The sequence below is a fragment of the Nocardiopsis aegyptia genome (assembly GCF_013410755.1).
GTDB classification, from domain to species: domain Bacteria; phylum Actinomycetota; class Actinomycetes; order Streptosporangiales; family Streptosporangiaceae; genus Nocardiopsis; species Nocardiopsis aegyptia.
Genome location: NZ_JACCFS010000001.1, coordinates 406386 through 423075, shown reverse-complemented (window position 1 = coordinate 423075; position 16690 = coordinate 406386). Strand labels below are relative to the sequence as shown.

Here is a 16690-nt window from a genome sequence, read left to right as displayed (position 1 = left end):
AGGGATGCGGCCCGACCGCGGGGTCAGCCCTCCCCGGGCGGGTTGCCTCCCGTGGCGTCGGAGGGAGCCCCGCCCGCGCCGGGACCGCCGCCGATGCCGGACGCCTCCTGCTGCGTGACGCTGCCGGCGTAGTCGTTGGTCGGGTCGCGGTAGATGGTGTGGATGTGCCCCCACCCCGACGTGGTGTACCCGTCCACGTCGGCGCCCGCCGAACCCTGCTGGTTGGAGAACTCGACGTAGGCGTTCGGCCCGGAGATCTGGAAGTAGATGCCGTCGCCCTGCGACATGTCGTACTCGGTCGCCCCCGACCAGTTCACGTAGGTCTCGTCGAGCGTCGCCTCGATCTCGGCCAGGGCCTCGGCCGTGGTCTCCTCGTCCGCCAGGCCCACCCAGTTCGCGATCACGTCGAGCAGCAGCTGCTTCTGCTCGTCGGTCAGGTCCGCTCCGGCCAGCCCCGTCCCCGTCGGGTAGTCGCAGGTGCCGCCGGGCGCGCAGGTGAGGTTCGCGACCTCCGACCCCTGGTACAGCTCGGCCTGCTGCTCGTCGGTCAGGCTGTCGTAGAAGGCGAAGGCCGACTCGTACATGCCCGAGAGCGGTTCGACCTCGTTGCCCTCCTCGTCGGTGTAGACGGCGGGCTGGAGGCCCAGGTGCGTGGGCGCGAACGTGATCGAGTCGTCGCCGCCGTCCAGTGTGGCGTTCAGGCCGAGGTGGTGGCCGCCGAACTGGACCTGCCACGCGCCGGAGTCGGACGGGTCACCGAAGAAGGCGATGTAGTACTGGCCCAGCGAGTCCTCGGTGCTGGAGCTGTTCTCGAGGAGGAACTCGTCGCCGCCCATGATCCCGGTGGCGGTCTCGTAGCCCTCCTCGCTCAACAGCGCTTCGAGGACCTTCATCGCCGCGGCCCGCTGCTCGTCGTCCAGGTCGTCGAGGTTCAGTCCGGCCCGCTCGACGAAGGTGACGGGGAAGTTCGACCACGACGTGGTCTTGGACTCGTCGTCGTAGGCGTGGAGCAGCTGTTCACGCTGCTCGTCCGACAGCGCGGCCATGAACTCCTCGGCCGCGGCGGCGGTGGCGGTGATCGTCTCCTCGCTGGTCGTGGCGGAGGCCGCCGTCTCCGTCCCCGCGTCCGCGGCCTCCGACGTCGACGAGGCGGAGGCGGACGCCCCCGACGCGGTGGTGCCCGCGGTGGCGCATCCGGTGAACATGAGGGCCACCAGCAGCAGGGCCGTCGCGATCCACACGGGTCTTGTGCGTGACGGTCGGTGTCGGACGCTCACGCTGTCCTGGTCAGTGCTGTTCGTCATGAGAACGAAGGTAGGGAGGGAGTCTTGGTGTTTCCCGTGTACAGGGTGAGAGCGGAGTGGGAATGGTGTCGCCGGTCCCGTGGGGGAGGCCCGGACGGGCACCGACCGGGAGCATGGGGATTCTCGGGAGGGCGCATCGGTCGGCGCGGGGCGGCTGCGCGGTCTGGGAGTCACCGTGGGCACCCCCAACGACCGGGACTCCCTCTCGGATCACGGACGTGATGCCCTGGCGCGGTGCGGCAGGGCAGCCGTGATCGACGCGTGCACCTGGGCACCGCTTGCCGTCCAGGCCCAGCTTGACCGGCAGCTGCTCCCCGCGCACGCGGGGATGGATCGTGCCCCGGCATGGGTCGGCGCTTCCACACGTCTCCCAGCGCACCGGACGTCCGGAACCCGTGGCCCGAACCAGGCATCGGACACGGGAGACGGAACACGGAAGGGACGCGCGGTGGCGGAGACGGTCCGAGGGGTGCGCAAGCGGCGCCCGTGGGTGGCGGCGGGGGGCGCCGTGGTGGCGGCACTGGTGCTCGGTGGGGCGATAACGATCCAGCTGCTTCGAGAGAACGCGGACTGTTCGTGCGTGAACCCCGACGCCGGGCTCGATGTCGCCTACGGCACGTTGGGCCCGGACGGCGACACCGTGCAGGCCCGCCTGGAAGTCGTCGAGGTGGCGGCCGTGGACGGCTACACGCGCACCGTTCTGCACTTCTCCAACTCCGATGCGCAGGCGGCGGCCTTCGATCCCGCCTACTTCCTGGGCGGCGCCGGCCCGGGTGACGGGTTCAGAGTCTGGGATCCTGCGACCGGGCGCCTGTACGAGAACCAGCCCGCCCTGGGCACGGTCACGGGGGACGACCAGGTGTGGGAGCCGCGCACACGCTACGAGATCGTCCTGTTCTCCGCGCCGCTGGAGCCCGGCACCGAGGACGAGGAGGCGCCGGAGACGGTTCCGCTCCACTTCACCGCCCCCGCCCCGGGGGACGAAGTGCCCGGGTACACGGAGGCCTTCGCCCCGAACACGCCCGACCCGGTGGATCCGGTCCCGGCCGCGGCCGAGACCGACGAGGTGGGCTGGGTGCGCTCCGAGGAGGGCGGTCGGACCTGGCGCATGTCCGTCGGCAGCTACGTGGTGGAGGACGGCGTCCTCACCTTCACGTACCGGCTGGAGGTGGAGGGCGAGGACGTGCCGTCACCGGAGCGCCGGCCCGACCTCTTCCCCGAGGGGTTCGTGCTGACGGATCCGGCCACCGGTGACGTCGTGCCCGAACGACGGGTGGGCGAGACCGAGGGGGAGTCGGAGCCGCTCTGGTCGGTCGCGTGGCCGCGCTTGAGGGACAACACTCCCAGGACCTTCGGCGAACTGGCCTTCGCCGCCCCCTCGGGAGAGGTTGGCGAACTGCTGTTGGACGCGGGCGCGTTCGGTGCCCTGCCGGTGTCGCCCAGGGTCTGAACCGGCTTGCGGTTGGTCGACGTGCTGGAGGACAGTGACCACGCTTTCCCGGCGTCCCGCCGCGCAGTGTCGTCCTCGGCCGCGGCTTCCGAGCGGTACACGGTGACGTTCGGGCAGCGCGGAGGAAAGAGCGCCCCCGTCACTCACGGGTGAGGCGACCGCCTCGTCGTACGGAGCCGCTTCTCCACCCATCGGCGAGTTCGAGGGCGGTGACGGCTCGGACGACAGCGGCTTGGCGGGGACGAACACCGGTCGTGGATCAGCCCTCCGCTTCGCGGACGTCCTTTCCCTGCTCCGCGAAGGCTTTGAAGTCCTGCATGTGCTGTAGAGACTGCTTGCGGACGGCACCGGGCATCAGGAACGCCACCAACCGCATCATCACACCGCTGAACCGGTATTCGTTCTCGCTCACCCAGAGTGTCGTCCGCGGACCGGCCTCGGTCAGCCGGTCGCGCACCGCGCTCCACATGCCCTCGGCGACGATCTCGCGCTCGAAGTGAACGGCCTGTCCTTTCGGGATCTCGCGCAGGTCCGCCGGTTCCCGGCGCGTGATGGTCTCGGTGCCCTCCATCCTCTGCTTCCCCGACTGGAACACGACCCGCGATGTGGTCCCGACGTGGCCGTGCACCCCGCTCAGCGGCTCGTGCAGGACCAGACCCCGCAGCCATTTCGGCATGTGCGCCGGGTCGGCGAGCAGCTCCACCACCTTCTCGCGCGGCACGGCGATCTCGATCGAGACGATGTACTTCATGGCGGAGTGCTCCGGGTTTCCGCGTGGCATGCATGCACGCGTGCGTCCTCGCCTCAGGTTATTCGGTCACGGCGTGTGAACGATTCTCTCTGGCCCGCGTGGCCGTGGCCTGTCCCCACGGGCGGTGGACGCCGTCCTCCCGGACGACGAGCGCTCCGCTGCCTGAGCGGTGGTGCCGCCGCTCAGGCAGCGGTCGATCAGTCGGCCATGTCCGGATACAGCTCGTCGTAGGGGACGTCGGGTGTCCGGAACGTGTCCGCGCCCAGCGCGTCCACTGAGCAGTCGGAACTCAGAATCGGGACGAGTCGGCCCGCCACCCGGCCCTCCAACTCCTCCAGATAGTCCAGACGTCCGCTGCCGGTGGGTTCGCGGGTGACCCGGAACAGGTGGTTGCGGACGCTCGCGGCCAGTGTGCTCTCGTCACTGGCCTCGTAGCCCAGCAGCGTCGCGCGGGCCGCGATCGTGGCCGCGTCGTAGTAGATCAGGCTGTAGCCGCTGTAGAAGTCCTCCGGAGCGGACGTGCTCGCCGTCTCGGCGTGCACCGTACCGGTGATGGCCACTTCGTAGTCGTGGAATCCCGCCGGGCGCCAGGCCTCCTCCTCCAGCCACGAGGGATCGAAGGCACTCGCCTGGACGAGGCGGTAGTGCTCCGGGCCCGAGTCGTCGTCGGCGGGCTCGCACTCCGTACCGGAATAGGACCTGATCATGTCCGGGAGCAGCCCGAGCTCGATGGAGTACACCGTGATCGGGTCGTCGGACGCGGCCCTGCAACCGCGCAGTTCCAACGATCGGAGGAAGGTCGCCAGATCGGAGTACCGTCCGGCGAAGAACACCGCGTTGGTCCCCGGATCCGCGCAGATCTCGTTGGCTATGTGATCGAAGTAGACGGTCGTGTTCCCCGAGCCGGCGCTGCCGCGGAACGTCAGCGAGTTCTGCACGAGATAGGGGTCGAGATATCGGCGGAACTGTTCGGCCAGATCCAGCGAGAAGGTGTCGTCCTCGTTCTCGTCGGAGAGCAGCAGGCCCCTCACCGGTTCCCGGTCCGACTCGGCTCGACGGTCGAGGTGGTCGCGCAGCGCCGCCGCGAAGTCCTCGTTGTTGGGAGCCGATCGGATGAGCCCGGGCGAGCGCACGTTGTTGATCGTGGTGGAGGTCGAGGAACCGGCGACCATGGGAATCCTGAGTTCGGACAGTTCCCGGGCGACGTCCTCGGTCGCGGTGGTGGTCGAGGACTGACCGATGACCACGGACAGGGGGATGTCGTCGTCGACCATCGACGCGAGCGTGTGGACGATCGTGTCGGAGCCCTGCTGCACGCTGCCTTCGTTGGCCAGGTAGAGCTGGAAGATCCGACTCTCCTCGGCGACCGCCTCGACGCCGGAACCGGTCTCCGCGAACCCGTTCTGTCGCATGAGCGCGACATAGGTCCCCTCGACGGCGCGGACGATCTGTTCCTCGCTCAGGTCCGCGTCCCCGCCGAGCGAGAACGACGCCATCATCACGATCCGGAAGGCCTGGACGTCGTCCCGGGAAGCGGCGAGCTCCTCCACCTCGGTGTTCATGGTGTGGATCCGGTCGGAGATCCACGCGAGCCCCGGGTCGAAGGACGAGGAACCGTCGCTGACGCCGACGCATTCGCCCCGGATCTGCTGCAGACCCGTCCCGCAGACCAGGTGCGGCCAGCCGAACAAGCCCCCGACCAGGGCGGTGACGACCGCCACGGCCGTCGACAGGACCGCGGCCGCCCGGGCTCGCCGGAACCGCCGCCGTTGGAGCGGTGAACCGATCCTGCGCACGAGTTCGGATCGGGTGAGCGGGAACTCGAGGTCGCCGATGGAGGATCGGCCCTGTTCCATGCATGCTCCTTCTCAAAAGTCCATTTCGGCGTCGAGCGGGTTCACCGGGCGCTCCAGCGAGATGTTCTCGTGGTACTCGGCCTCGGACTGGAACGGGCGGGAGTCCTCGCAGACGGCTCCCAGTTCGTGGAAGGCCGTCCTGACGCGCAGGTGCACGTCCCTGGTGTACATGCTCTCGAACGGGTCCTCGATGACCCACTTGCCGGCGACGATGCGCAGGATCCGCGACAACCGGTGGCCCAGTGGGGCTCCGTTCGACCGACGAGGCCCCCGGTTCCGGACGAGGAAGCCGTAGCGCTGCAGCGGAGTGAAACCGTCCGCGCCGGGGTCGTCGATCGGCGGCTGCGGTACCGAGGTGGTATGGCGGATGAGTTCGAGCACCCCGGACTCGCGACCCGGCAGGTCGAGCAGTGCGTCGAGTTCCCGGCACACCGCCATGAGGTCGCCCGCCCCGAGCGTGTAGTAGTACCAGTTCGGGGTGTGACCGCTCGCGCCCTCGTCGGACCGCTTCGCGAGTCGGCGGAACGCCTCGTCGCGGTCGCAGCGCACCCAGGTCGGTTCCTTCTGCCAGCGGCGCAGGAGCAACCGCATCATCAGTGTCCGGGCCGAGCGTGCCGCGCCGGAGTTCTCGTTCCACGCCAGCCAGCGGTGGTCGTCGAGCCCGGTGAGGTCCTCGCCGAGGCCGTAGGTCCGGATGAGGTAGTCGACGTCCTGGAGGTCCTTGGCGAGCGAGCAGATCGTCAGCGCTTCGAGCGTCCGGCTCGCGAGGTCGAGTTCGGAGTGCTTCAGCAGGGCCTTGATGAGGGTGTCGCCGAGGTGCTCCTTCAGCGTCGGGGCGTCCTCGGCGCCGCCGCGCTTCTGCCGGAGCAGGTGCTGGAGCCCGTTGTAGGCGCGCAGCCCGTCGATCGCCGGGTCCTGGAGGAGATAGCTGGTGGCGGCCACGTACCCCCCGGTGAGTCCGTAGATGAGTTCGGGGAAGTAGTCGTCGATGCGGCGCGGTGTGCGGTCCGCCAGTTCGCGTACCTCGGCGGGGCTGAAGTCCGGGGCCGGGATCGCCTTCGTCCTGGTCATGTGCGGCTTCTCGGGAGTGCTGCTCACCAGCAGCAGCGGGGTCCGGCCCACACCCTGGTGGGCGGGCGAGGACTGGACGGACCGGAACAGCGCGAGCAGCCCGCCGCCCCGGCTCGCGGGCTGCTTCAGAGCGTCGACGTCGTCCAGGAGGACCACGCGCCGGTACTGGTCGGCGTCGCCGGCCTGGTCGCGCAGGTCGGCGAGGAAGGCGTGGACGAGCCACTCGTTGTGACTGGTCTGGATCCGCCACTCGGTCTCGCGGTCCCGCTCCGCCTCCTCGGTCCCGACGTGTTCCGGATAGGGGTTGATGAGCGAGCCCCAGGACCGGGCCTTGAACCACTGCTCCACGGCGGTGTCGATCTTCCTGCGCGGCAGAGCGAGCGCGGGCCCGACCGGACGGACGGCGCCGATCTGGAACTTGAGGAAGAGCAGGTTCACCTCCACCACGAGACTGACGGACGTGGCGGTTCCGCCGCGGCGCTCGCGCCGGACTCCGCGGTCGGAACGCGCCTGCCGCCTCCAGTGTTTGACCAGTTCGGGCCAGAACCTGGTGTAGTCGCTGACGGGGGTGAGATCGTCCCGCAACGCGGTGAGCACCAGGTCCAGCCGCGGAAAGTGGCAACGCGGCAGGCCTGGAATCCTGGCGCTCAACTGGTCCCGAATATCGCGGAAGAGATCCGGCACGGTCTCCGGGCGGTAGTCGTTGCAGTTGACGAACGCCGTCGGGGTGATCAGCCGCATGATCTCGTGGGACTGGGTGAGCAGCGTGGTCTTGCCGCTCCCGGAGGGGCCGTGGACGATGAGGTTTCCCGGCTGTTCGGAGCCGTCCCGGCAGAAATCGAGGATTTCGTCCAGGGGGCGGTCACGGAGAATGGTCGAACCGGAGACGTCGACCTGGGTGGCCATGGGGCGAAGTTTCATCTGGGGGAGATCTCCTGGAGCGGTCGTGGACCGAGCGTACTCCACGGTTGTGACATTCGCTGGCCGCATATTGTCGACGCGAGTACGGCGTCCACGCATTCTTTTCCGTCCAAGACATCGAACTCCCTGGTCGGCGCGGTGGATTCCCTCTACCGCTGCCCGGATGAACGGAATCCCCTGGACGGAAAACCCCATGGGGGATCATCGACCAATGGCATGGGGTGTCCCGGAGGGAACGTTCCCGGTCATGGCGCAATCCGTATTGACACGTGCGACGCCTGGGGATTTCACCCTGTCCCCGTGAGTCAGGCGAACAGGGTGAGTAGCCGCTCGGCGACGCGCCGCGCTGTGCCGGGAGGGTTGTGCGGTGTGGCGGCGCCGGCGGGTCCGAGCTGTAGGAGCCAGCACAGTGCGACCAGGCGGCGGAATCCGTGCACCCGCACCGCCTCTGCCGGGGTGAGGTCGAGGCGGGCCAGAAGCGCGCCAGGGTCGAGCGTGCCGTCGACGTGGGAGATGTGCTCGGTGAGCTCGCCCAGTTCGAAGGCGCGGTCGTTGCGTCCGGAGTCCTCCCAGTCGATGAGCCGCACGCATCCGCCCTGCTCGTCCCAGAGGAGGTTGGCGTGGTTGCCGTCGGCCAGGCCCACGACGGGCGGGTGGGGGTCGCGCAGGAGGCGGTCGGGGGCGGCGGTGGACATCCAGGCGGCGCCCACCTGGTAGGCCTCCCGGACCAGGGCGTCGTCGCCGAGGTCGGTGCCTGGGTCTCGGTGGTGTGCTCTCCGCGCAGGACGCGCCCGGGCAGGCGGCTCATCGTGATGGCTGGTGGGTCGGCGTCCAGGTCGGCACGGACCGGGCGCGGTGCCAGACCGGGAGCGTGGACGTCCAGGAGCTTCAGCGCCGTCCATTCCCGGTGCGGCTCACCCCGGCTCCAGTCGTTGTAGCGCTTGACCACGACGTCGCCGCGGATGTCGATGTGGTGGGTGTGGAATCGGGTGATCATGCCCTCTCGGTCCGGTGTGGTCGTCCTCGGTTCGCTGCGGTCGTCGCGGGCCGGTGGGGCAGGGGGCCGCCACGGGCCTCCGCTCACTCGTCGAACGACTCGTAGGCGAGCGCGGTGGCCACTCCGAAGGCCAGGTGGGGCACGAGGTCGGAGACCCACGACGTGGCCGACCACTCGCGGGGGTCGGTGACACCGAGCCCGACCATCGGGGCGGTACTGCCGAGGTTGGCAGCGGCACCGGCTCCGAGGGCGAGCACTGGGACCGGCAGCCCGGGCCAGCGCGAGCGCGCGGCGCCGTAGAGCGCTCCCGTCGCCACTCCCGTGGCGATGCCGAGCAGGGGCCCGATGCCCGAACGGCGGTTGGCCTCCTCGTCCACGTCGCTCCCGAGCCGCGCCCCGGTCAGATCCGCCACCTTCTGGACGGTCGTCTCCGGAGTCGTGCTGGCGGGTCTGGCCCGCAGCGCCATGTCGAGGTAGGTGACCGTGTTGAGCGCCGTGGTCCCCGCGGCCCCGGCCAGCGCCCCTCGAAGCAGGTAGTGGGTCATGGCCTTCCCCCGTACGTGAGCTGCTCGGATGGGATCCCCCTATCCCGGGCGGGGGCCGGCAAACCCCGCAGCGGTCGCGGCCCCCTCGGCCCCGAGGTGCGCGACATCGAGCCGGGGGATTTCGTCGTCGGCTCGTATGTCAGGACCCCGGGCACCCCGGGACCCGAGCCTTTACCCGGTGCTACTGGCCGCCTCCGACGTGATCGGGCATCGTGAGGATCAGGGAGTTGACCGACGGACTGGGGGCCCACTCCGGCCTCCCCTGCGCGTGGGCTCTCCCAGGAGTGCGGTGATGCCGTCCTCGACACGGTCGAGCAGGTCGCGGCCGAACACGCACAACGTGTTCTCCCAGGGGTGCCCGAACGTTCCCAGCCGCAGGTCGGGGGTCGTGTAGATGTAGTAGTCGCCGTCGGGGAAGACCTGGCCGGGCACATCGGGCCGTCCGGGGCCGCCGACACGGCGCGGGTCGAACCGGCAGCCGACGTGGTTCCAGTCCAGCCAGTAGAGGGGTTCGCCGACGCGCGCGAGGCGGAGCAGTTCGGGGACGACGGCCTGTTCCAGTGCGGGTCGGGGCCCGTCCAGGAACCAGGTGGCCGAATCCACGGGTTCGCGGATGCCCGGGTGGACCTTGACGCTGGGTGCGAAGGAGAACTTCTCGTAGAAGCGGTCCCAGAGGTCGTCGTGCTCGGGATCGAGGAACAGCGGCCGTACCGGCCGTTCGGTGGCCGGGACCCCCGGTGGGGACCAGTGGTGGGAGCGGACGGTCGCCACCTCGTGGAACCCCGCGTCGAGGTAGGACCGTCGCAGGTCGCCGTCGGCCTCGGCGACGACGAAGCGGATTTTGGAGTTCCACCACCCCCAGGCGCGGGGCATGGTCGGCCGGGTCCGCTCCGCCGCGGCGCTGAGCAGGGCGGGATCAAAGGTGGTCATGCCCTCCACCGCGACGAACGGGGTTCCCGCCATGAGTTGGAACCAGGCCACCGCCCTGACCTGCCCGTCCCGGACCAGCTTCAGGTCGACGTTGTCGAGGCGGATCCCGTCCCTCTTCTGCTCGGAGAGCGCGCGCCGGTGCGGTCCGCTCGTCTCGGACAGGAGCAGGGCCTGGTCCTCGTAGTGGTGGGTCCCTGGCAGGAGCACGTGGTCCGGCGGCGGAGCCGCGTCGGGGAGGGCGTCCCGCGGTGCGACCAGGACCGAGCGCTCCCACCCGGGGGCGAACCCCGCCGCGAGCAGGGCCTCGGCGAGTGCCGGGCCGTCGTGTGAGTGGACGCGCCACTCCACCGGTTCGGTGCGCCTGCGGGCCTCCTCCTGGCAGCGCCGGACCAGACCTGTCACGTCGGCTCCGGTGGTGTCGGCGTGATCGACCACCGCGTGGGTGCCGTAGTGGACGCTCACCAGTGGTCCGTCGCGTTCGACGACCACTCCGAGCGGCGGCTGTTCGGGGACGTGGGCGCGGGCGTGGGCGTCGTAGACGGCACGTAGCTCGTGGGTGTCCACGGTCGTGTGTGCTCCCGTTCGGTGCCGTGTCGTTGTCCGGGTGTTGTCGGAGGCGTTGGACGAGGACTGTTCGGCCGCCGGTACCGCCGTCACCGCCGAACGGATCCACGGCCACCGCGGCACGGTGCCGCACCGCCCCGCCCGCGTCGGTGACCCTACCGGCTGGGCCCCCGCGCCCGGTGCCCGCCCCGTGCCCGCTGAGCGCGCCCCGGGCAGGCCCCGGCACGGGCGCGAGCGCCCGCCGCTCCTTGGGCAGGTGCACAACACCGGCGGCCCCGTTTGGGGCAACGGGGACATTGTCGCGCCCTGTCGGGCACCCGACCATGGGGGAGTGGGCCGCGGGGCGACGACCTCGCCGACGTGTCCCACGCCTTCCCCCCACCGATCGGCCGAAGCTCCGATCTCCCTGGTATCGGGCCCGGTTCGCCGCGCAGTACCGCGCGGATCGGCCGCACGATCCAGGACCACCAAGGAGTACACATGAGTTCCCCCCTGTTCACCCTGGGCCTGCCCCTGGCCCTGGGCCTGGTCATGTTCGGCCTCGGCCTGTCGCTGACCGTGGGCGACTTCGGCCGGGTGGTCCGGTACCCGAAGGCCGCCCTCATCTCGCTGGCCTGCCAGATCGTCGTCCTGCCGCTGATCTGCCTGGGACTCGTCCAGGTCTTCGGGCTGAGCGGTGTGCTGGCGGTCGGCCTCATGCTGCTGGTCGCCTCGCCCGGCGGTTCCTCGGCCAACCTCTTCAGCTACCTGGCCGGCGGCAACGTGGCGCTCAACGTCACGCTCACGGCGGTGAACTCGGTGCTGTCCGTCTTCACACTCCCGGTCGTGGTCAGCCTGTCCATCACGCATTTCCTGGGCGACGACGCCTCCATCGGGCTGCAGTTCGGCAAGGTGCTGCAGGTGTTCGCGATCGTGCTCGTCCCGGTCGCCGTCGGCATGGCGGTCCGCGGCCGGTTCCCGGACTGGGCCCAGGGCATGGGCCGGACGGTGAAGATCGGTTCCACGGCGGTGCTCGCCCTGGTCATCCTGGCCGCCGTCGTCTCGCAGTTCGGCGTCCTGCGGGACAACATCACCACGCTCGGCCCGGCCGCCCTGCTCCTGTCGGTGCTGAGTCTGGGCGTCGGCTACCTCGTGCCCCGCCTGTTCGGTGTGACACGCGACGACGCCACCGCCTCCGCCATGGAGATCGGCATCCACAACGCGACACTGGCGATCGCCGTGGCCGTCTCCGTGCTCGGCGACGAGGCGCTGGCGCTGCCCGCGGCGGTCTACGGAGTGCTCATGTACTTGCCCGCCTCGGTCGCCGCCCTCCTGCTCGCCCGAGCGGGACGGGCCGCGAACAACAGGGCCGCCGCGGCCGGCTGACCACCTGCCGGGTCAGTGGGCTCTGCCCATGAAGGTGACGGTGCGGGGAGCGATGTCGCCCGAGCCGTCCTCCAGCGTGAGCGAGTAGGCCCACCACCGGCCCGACTCCGGTGACGGACACGAGTCCGCGACGCCCCCGCCCTGGTGCTCCGGCAGAGAGAGGGTCGCTCCGCCCTGCTCGGCCAGGGCGGAGGGGCCGGACTCCAGGGGTGGCACGGCGTGGCGGCACGTCGAGGAGAGGTTCAGGTCCAGCGGCCCGCCCGTGCCGTTGACGACGCTCACCTTCCACGTGACCCTCTCGTCCCCGCCGACGGTCTCGTGGTCGATGCTCAGGAGTTGCACCCTGACCTCGCCGCCGTACTCGAAGGACCGGTCGGCCGGTACGACCAGGAACCCGGCACCGAGGACGACGACGATGAGCAGGACGACGAGTGCGAGCGCGGTCCACGGGGCGAACCTCCGCACGGGCGTTGCTGTCACGGGGCCGGGGGATACAGGGTCACCTTGGTGACGGTGCGTCCGTTGGCCTCGTCGACCCTGGCCCGCCAGGAGTCCAGTTCCACCTCTTCCCCCGGCCCCTGGGGGATGTGGCCCAGGACGGCGATGACCAGACCGGCGACGGTCACGTAGTCGCCCTCCGGAACCTCGTCGAGGTGGACGTCGACGTCGGGCAGGTCGTGCACGGGGTAGGTCCCGGGCAGCGTGAGCGACCCGTCGTCGTTGCGGGCCACGGTGCGGATGTCGGAGTCGGTCTCGTCGTAGATCTCCCCGACGATCTCCTCCAGCAGGTCCTCCAGGCTCACGATCCCGTCGACACCGCCCATCTCGTTGACGACCACGCCGAGCTGCTGGTGTTCGGCGATCATGCGGCGCAGCGCCAGCGACACGACCAGCGAGTCGGGCAGGAGCAGCGGTTCGCGGGCGAGCTCCCGGGTGCTCCCCTCACCGCGGACGAGGTCGGACCAGTGGACGACACCGAGAACGTCGTCGAGGTCGTCCTCGTCCACGACCGGGGCCCGCGAGTGCCCGTGCTCGGCCAGCATCTGCGCCGCCTGGTCCGCGGGGGTGCGGGAGGGGATGCTGAACACCTCACCGCGGGGGACGACCACCTGGCGCAGGCGCCGGTCGTCGATCTCGAAGGCTCCCGAGATGATGGTGCGCTGCTCACGGGTCATGCCCCGCTGGGTGGCGAGCATGTCGCGCAGTTCCTCCTCGCTGACCTCCTCCTTGGCCGCGGAGGGGTCGCCGCCCGTCAGGCGCACCACCAGGTTGGTGGAGATGCTCAGCAGCCACACCACGGGACGGGAGAGCACCGCGAGCAGGTCCAGCGGCCGGGCGACCATCACCGCCCAGGTCTCGGCGCGCTGCATGGCGACGCGCTTGGGCGCCAGCTCACCGAAGACGAGCGTGACGAAGGTCAGGAGCACGGTGACCAGGACGATGGACACGGGGCCGGCGGCGGAGCCGAGGAAGCCCAGGGGTTCGACGAGTGGTCGGGCCAGGGACACGGCGGCGGTGGCCGAGGCCAGGAACCCGGCGAGGGTGATCCCGATCTGGATGGTGGCCAGGAACCGGTTGGGGTCCTGCGCCAGGCGGGCCACCGCCCGGCCTCCCGGGCCGCGCGCGGCCAGTTGTTTGATCTGCCCTTCCCTGAGGGTGATCAGGGCGATCTCGCTGCCCGCGAAGAGGGCGTTGACGAGAACGAGGACGAAGACGAGGCCGAGCTGAACCCCGTAGCTTTCCATGACTGTTGCCGACTTTCGATACTGGAGTGGTCGCGGGCGAGCCCTGCGCGGGCCGTGACACCAGAGCCTCCCATAGGCCGGCCTGTCCCCGGTTCTCAGGCCTGGTCGTCGGTGTCCGCCTCGTGGACGCCGCGGTGCGGAACGACGGCGACGGGGACGCGGGCCCGATGGAGCACGCTCTGGCTCACCGAACCGAGGAAGAGGCCGCGAAGTCCGCCCCGGCCACGGGAGCCGAGGACCACCAGGTCCGCTTCGGCGCCCTCGGTCAGCAGCGCGTCGGCCGGGGGCTGCCGTGTGCACACCACGCTGACGTCGACGTTGTCGGTGATGTCCGCTCCGGCCTGCTCGATCATGTCCGCGATCAGTTCCCTCGCCAGGTGTTCCGGCCACCGGTCGGGAGACTGCCCGCTCATGACGGCCAGGGACTGGGCGGCGAAGGGAGTCGGGGACTCGATACTGTTCACCACCACCAGGGAGGCGTCCACGGCTCCGGTCGCCTGTTCCAGGGCGAACGCCAGTGCCCGCCGGGAGCACTCGGAGCCGTCCACACCCACCACGATCCGCTGCGGCCGGGTGCGGGTGCTCGTGTCGCGCGTGCCGTGGACCACGACCACGGGGCAGGGGGCCCGAGCGGCCAGCCGGACACTCGTCGATCCGAGGAAGGCCGAGCCCAGGGCCCCCAGACCGCGGGAGCCGACGACGATCAGGTCCGCCGGCCCGGCTCTCAGCGTCAGCGCCACCGCGGGCTTCTCCAGGGCCAGGGCCGTCTCGACCTGTCCGGTCGGCCAGTGGGCGCGCAGGTGTCCGGCCGCTTCGGCGAGAACGTGCTCGCCGTGGGTGACGGCCATGTCGGAAGGGGGAAGACGCAGTACCTCGGTGTTCGCGGTGCGCGCCAGCGGCGCGGACAGCGCGTAGACCACGACCAGGGGCAGGCCGCGCCGGTCGGCCCGTGCCGCGGCCCAGTCCAGCGCCGCCCGTGCGGTGGACGACCCGTCGACCCCCACGAGCACCTTCGGTCGGTCGGGCGCGTCCTCGCCCATGCCTGGCTCCCTGGGACAGCGTGGCGTGTGCCTTATCCCTGGTGTTCCGTACAGCGGCTGGGCTGAAACACGGGGGGGCGGGGCGGGCCGTCGGCTCTGTGGGGGTCAGCCCTGCGGGGCGGGGGCGGGGGCTCCCTCGGAGGCCTGCACGAGGACGAAGCCCTGTCCCTCGAAGGACAACTGGACCGCCTCGCCGCTGCCGCGGCCGACGAGCGCCCCGGCCTTCATGGTGCGGCGCACGCCCGCGCGCAGCGAGCTGGACCAGGCGACCGCGGCGTCGGTGTCGACGAAGGTCGGCTGGTCGACGTTGATCAGCACGGGCGCGCCGTGGCAGGCGACCGCCACGCGTCCGCGCCCGCTGAAGACCGTGTTGAACAGGCCTCCCGACATGATCCCGGCGCCTTCGACGCGCCGGATGTCCCAGTTCAGACCGGGTTCGAAGGCGAGCACGTTGGCGCCGTTGACGGTGAGGGCGTCGTCCTCCAGGTCGATCAGGTGGATGTCCCAGGCGTCCTTCGCCAGGAACACGTCGCCGCGGCCGGTCACGCGCATCAGCGGCAGCCCCTCGCCGCTGAAGGACTTCTTGAGGAACCTGCCGATGCCGCCCGAGCCCTCGTAGGAGAAGTCGATCTCGCCCTGGTAGGCGACCATCGACCCCTGCCGGGCCAGGACCTCGCCGTTGAGGCCCACGCGGAGCATCTTGGCGTTCTGGAGGGTCATGCCCGGTTGGCTGTTTTCGCGGGCCTGCTGGAAGAGTTCGCTGCGCATGGACCGATCCTGCCCGTTCCGGGTGACCGATGGCACGCGGCGCGCCGGGACAAGACAGGCGATAGGCCGCCAATTCGGTCGCGGTGTCGGGGCGGAAGGGAAGGGCCGCGCAGTGGCATGGCCCGTGGCGGGGGTGCGAGGACGGGTGCTCATCGCGTGTCCGCGGCGGTGAGCAGCGCGTGTACCGCGCCTGTATCCCGTGTGTAGGCGCGCCTCCTAGCGTGGCGGACGGCCGCCACACCGAGTGGACGGCTCGGAGCACCGCTCCGCTCACGCCCAGAGACAAGGAATCCGCCATGTTCGGATCGCTCAGCGACCGGCTGCTCTCCCTCGTCGTCCCGAAGGCCAGGGCGAGCGCCGGCTTCTGTTACAAGGAGCGCACCAACCACGACGGGCGCATCGTCTGCCGGACCTGTTGCATCAACGCCACGTACTCGTGCGGCCCCTGGTCGGTCAACAACTGCTGACGGACCGGTCGGCCGCCCGGGTCGGACACCAGGGGAACACCGGTCGCGACCTGCGCATGTATCACGCGTGTATTCCACCTGTACCCGTCCTCCCTAGCGTGGTCGACGGCCGCTGGGAGTCACCGGCGGCCGGGTCCGCCACCACCGGTGCGGACCGGAGACGGAGCGCCCCGGCCGGTGCCGGCTCGTCCCGGCGCCGGCCACGGCCTCACCCGATCGGAAAGGAATCCCCCATGTTCGCCTCACTAGGCGACCGGCTTCTCGCCGCGGTCGTCCCCAGGACCAAGGCCGGAGCCAATCCGTACTGCTGGTACCAGTACGCCCCCGTCACTTCCCCCTGCATCCGCCGCTACTGCTGCGACCCGCCCGGCAGCACCCCGATCACCTGCACGTACTACCGGCCCTGCTGACCTGTAGCTGAACAGCCCCTGCCCGGGGCCCGTCCCACCGGGGTGCCACCGATGTCCCACGTCCAGATCGCGTGCCAGGTCCTGCTGGCCCTCGTGTTCTGCGTCTCCGCGGTCAGCAAGGTCCGCGGACGCGCGGCGTTCGACGGTTTCGTGACCGCTGTGCGTCGGCTGGCCCCCCGGTGGGCGGTGGGGAGCGCTCCCGCCGTCCGGCGGATCTCCGTCGCGATCGTGCTGGCGGAGGCGGGAACGGTGCTCCTGCTGCTCGTTCCCGGGTGGTCCCGGGCGGGGCTCGCCGCGGCGGCCCTGCTGCTCGCGGCATTCAGCGCGGCCGTGGCCCGGGTCCTGCGCGCCGACGAGCGCGTCGCCTGCCGGTGCTTCGGCGCCTCCGACGTGCCACTGCGCCCCGTGCACCTGGTCCGCAACCTCGTCCTGCTCGCCGCGGCCGTGGCTGGGCTCGCGCCCGCCCTCGCGTCCGTTCCGCTCCCCGAACCCGGTGCCATGGCGGC

15 protein-coding genes and 1 pseudogene are annotated in these 16690 nt (G+C 70.6%); 5 read left to right on the top strand and 11 right to left on the bottom strand.

The features are described from left to right. Positions 1-23: 23 nt before the first annotated feature. Positions 24-1304: a DUF3500 domain-containing protein gene (locus HNR10_RS01945; RefSeq protein WP_179820376.1), complete on the bottom strand. Its 1281-nt coding sequence runs from the start codon at positions 1302-1304 to the stop codon at positions 24-26. Between the two features lie 580 nt (positions 1305-1884). Here HNR10_RS01945 and HNR10_RS01940 point away from each other — a divergent pair. Next, the gene (locus HNR10_RS01940; RefSeq protein WP_179820374.1) at positions 1885-2754 is read left to right on the top strand and encodes a hypothetical protein; all 870 of its coding nucleotides are present in this window, start codon (positions 1885-1887) and stop codon (positions 2752-2754) included. A 259-nt stretch (positions 2755-3013) separates the two neighbouring features. Here the strand turns inward: HNR10_RS01940 and HNR10_RS01935 are convergent, their stop codons facing one another. The 6 genes from HNR10_RS01935 to HNR10_RS31910 form a co-directional block, all read right to left on the bottom strand. Continuing rightward, positions 3014-3505 carry an SRPBCC family protein gene (locus tag HNR10_RS01935; protein WP_179820372.1) on the bottom strand — a complete coding sequence of 164 codons (492 nt, stop codon included), beginning with the start codon at positions 3503-3505 and terminating at the stop codon, positions 3014-3016. A gap of 197 nt (positions 3506-3702) precedes the next feature. Next, on the bottom strand, positions 3703-5361 hold the full coding sequence (locus HNR10_RS01930) for an ABC transporter substrate-binding protein (protein ID WP_179820370.1): 1659 nt from the start codon (positions 5359-5361) through the stop codon (positions 3703-3705). 12 nt (positions 5362-5373) lie between these two features. After that, positions 5374-7353: an ATP-binding protein gene (locus HNR10_RS01925; protein ID WP_179820369.1), complete on the bottom strand. Its 1980-nt coding sequence runs from the start codon at positions 7351-7353 to the stop codon at positions 5374-5376. Positions 7354-7658: 305 nt separating this feature from the next. Further along, positions 7659-8255, bottom strand: a complete 597-nt coding sequence (locus HNR10_RS01920; protein WP_179820367.1) for a phosphotransferase family protein — start codon at positions 8253-8255, stop codon at positions 7659-7661. A 178-nt stretch (positions 8256-8433) separates the two neighbouring features. Then, a complete protein-coding gene (locus HNR10_RS01915; protein ID WP_179820365.1) occupies positions 8434-8895 on the bottom strand; it encodes a hypothetical protein in 462 nt (153 codons plus the stop codon). Between the two features lie 219 nt (positions 8896-9114). Beyond that, positions 9115-10389 carry a DUF2716 domain-containing protein gene (locus HNR10_RS31910; RefSeq protein ID WP_312889055.1) on the bottom strand — a complete coding sequence of 425 codons (1275 nt, stop codon included), beginning with the start codon at positions 10387-10389 and terminating at the stop codon, positions 9115-9117. Between the two features lie 480 nt (positions 10390-10869). Between HNR10_RS31910 and HNR10_RS01905 the strand changes: the two genes are divergently transcribed. Then, positions 10870-11754 carry a bile acid:sodium symporter family protein gene (locus HNR10_RS01905; protein ID WP_179820362.1) on the top strand — a complete coding sequence of 295 codons (885 nt, stop codon included), beginning with the start codon at positions 10870-10872 and terminating at the stop codon, positions 11752-11754. A gap of 12 nt (positions 11755-11766) precedes the next feature. Here the strand turns inward: HNR10_RS01905 and HNR10_RS01900 are convergent, their stop codons facing one another. The 4 genes from HNR10_RS01900 to HNR10_RS01885 form a co-directional block, all read right to left on the bottom strand. After that, a complete protein-coding gene (locus HNR10_RS01900) occupies positions 11767-12234 on the bottom strand; it encodes a hypothetical protein (RefSeq protein ID WP_179820361.1) in 468 nt (155 codons plus the stop codon). Continuing rightward, positions 12231-13499: a hemolysin family protein gene (locus HNR10_RS01895; RefSeq protein WP_179820359.1), complete on the bottom strand. Its 1269-nt coding sequence runs from the start codon at positions 13497-13499 to the stop codon at positions 12231-12233. Before HNR10_RS01895 ends, HNR10_RS01900 begins: the two co-directional genes overlap by 4 nt. Before the next feature lie 95 nt (positions 13500-13594). Then, the gene (locus HNR10_RS01890; protein ID WP_179820357.1) at positions 13595-14539 is read right to left on the bottom strand and encodes a universal stress protein; all 945 of its coding nucleotides are present in this window, start codon (positions 14537-14539) and stop codon (positions 13595-13597) included. A 105-nt stretch (positions 14540-14644) separates the two neighbouring features. After that, positions 14645-15307 (bottom strand): AIM24 family protein, encoded by a 663-nt coding sequence (locus HNR10_RS01885; RefSeq protein WP_179820356.1) that lies wholly within the window; start codon positions 15305-15307, stop codon positions 14645-14647. 296 nt (positions 15308-15603) lie between these two features. Between HNR10_RS01885 and HNR10_RS01880 the strand changes: the two genes are divergently transcribed. From HNR10_RS01880 to HNR10_RS32110, 3 genes and pseudogenes are all read left to right on the top strand, one after another. Further along, complete coding sequence (locus HNR10_RS01880) at positions 15604-15774, top strand: hypothetical protein (protein ID WP_179820354.1); 171 nt, start codon at positions 15604-15606, stop codon at positions 15772-15774. A gap of 233 nt (positions 15775-16007) precedes the next feature. Continuing rightward, complete coding sequence (locus HNR10_RS01875; RefSeq protein ID WP_179820352.1) at positions 16008-16184, top strand: hypothetical protein; 177 nt, start codon at positions 16008-16010, stop codon at positions 16182-16184. A gap of 51 nt (positions 16185-16235) precedes the next feature. Beyond that, positions 16236-16631: pseudogene (locus HNR10_RS32110) on the top strand (MauE/DoxX family redox-associated membrane protein); the annotation flags it as partial. Between the last annotated feature and the right edge of the window lie 59 nt (positions 16632-16690).